Raw genomic sequence first — 1,485 nt, forward strand, 5'->3', positions numbered from 1 at the left:
CTGCGCGGCGCCCGCGCCGACCTGCGCGCCGGGGAGGAGGCGTTGCGCCGCTGGATGAACGCCGCCGCCCTCGTACGCCCGCGCGGTCCCGTCATCGTGCTCGCGGACGGGTCGCTGACGCCCGTGCAGGCCCTGATCCGCTGGGACGCCGTCACGTACGCCGAGCGGGAGCTGGCCGAGCGCCGGGAGCTCGGGTTCCCGCCCGCCGTGCGCATGGCCTCGCTCACCGGCACGCCGCAGGCCGTGCGCGAGCTGGTCGAGGCCGCCGGGTTGCCGGACGACGCCGAGGTGCTCGGGCCGGTCGAGCTGGGAGAGGGCCAGGAACGCGCGCTGGTGCGGGTCGACCGGGGCCGGGGCGCCGCGCTCTCCCGGCTCCTCAAGGCCGCGCAGGCCGCCCGCAGCACGCGCAAGGCCGCCGACGTCGTCCGCGTCCGGGTCGACCCGCTCGAGCTGATCTGAACCGTAGACTGGTCCTGCCCAACTACGAGACGTGAACCCAACTACGAGACGTGAACGGAGCCGTTCGTGGCCGTCAAGCCCATCCGCCTCTTCGGCGACCCGGTGCTGCGTACCCCGGCCGAGCCGGTGAAGGACTTTGACAAGGAGCTGCGCACGCTCGTCAAGGACCTGTCCGACACCATGCTCGAAGCACCCGGCGTCGGCCTGGCCGCGCCGCAGCTCGGCGTGGGCCTGCGGGTGTTCACCTACTACGTCGACGAGCAGCTCGGCCACCTTGTCAACCCCAGCCTCCAGCTGACCGAGGAGCAGGAGGAGGGCGACGAGGGCTGCCTCTCGCTGCCCGGCCTGGTCTTCCCGGCCAAGCGGGCGCTCGGCGTCGTGGCCAAGGGCTTCAACATGTACGGGGAGCCGGTCGTCCTCGAGGGCACCCACCTGCTGGCCCGCTGCGTGCAGCACGAGACCGACCACCTCGACGGCGTGATCTTCATCGACCGGCTCGACCCCGAGCAGCGCAAGGCCGCGATGAAGGCGATCCGCGAGGCCGAGTGGTTCGCCGACGACGCGCCGGTGGTCAAGGACTCCCCGCACCCGACGTTCGGTAAGGCGCTCTAGTGCGGCTCGTGTTCGCCGGCACGCCGGAGACCGCCGTACCCGCGCTCGACGCCCTGCTGAAGTCCCGCCACGAGGTCGTCGCGGTCATCACGCGGCCCGACGCCCCGGCCGGGCGCGGGCGCAGGCTGACGCCGAGCCCGGTCGAGCGGCGCGCCGCCAAGGCGGGCGCCGAGGTGCTCAAGCCCGCCAAGGCCAAGGACCCGGAGTTCCTCGACCGGCTGCGCGCCATCGCCCCCGACTGCTGCCCGGTCGTGGCCTACGGCGCGCTGATCCCCCGCGTGGCGCTGGACATTCCCCGGTACGGGTGGATCAACCTGCACTTCTCGCTGCTGCCCGCCTGGCGCGGTGCCGCCCCCGTGCAGCGGGCCGTGCTGCACGGCGACGAGCTCACCGGCGCCGCGACCTCCCAGATCG

At 73.7% G+C, this 1,485-nt stretch carries 2 protein-coding genes and 1 pseudogene; all 3 read left to right on the plus strand.

Features of this window, described 5'->3' with window-relative positions; all coding sequences use genetic code 11:
• Window positions 1–459 (plus strand): annotated as a pseudogene (locus tag ACFFNX_RS49810) (primosome assembly protein PriA); the annotation flags it as partial.
• Window positions 460–525: 66 nt separating this feature from the next.
• Entirely contained in the window at window positions 526–1,071 is a 546-nt protein-coding gene (gene def, locus ACFFNX_RS49815; protein ID WP_378213490.1) for a peptide deformylase, read from the plus strand.
• Window positions 1,071–1,485, plus strand: a 415-nt coding sequence (locus tag ACFFNX_RS49820; protein WP_378213492.1) for a methionyl-tRNA formyltransferase, incomplete at its 3' end; no start/stop codon positions are given. The genes def and ACFFNX_RS49820, both read left to right, overlap by 1 nt.

It is taken from the genome of Actinoallomurus acaciae, from assembly GCF_042429965.1.
In the GTDB taxonomy this organism is placed as follows: domain Bacteria; phylum Actinomycetota; class Actinomycetes; order Streptosporangiales; family Streptosporangiaceae; genus Actinoallomurus; species Actinoallomurus acaciae.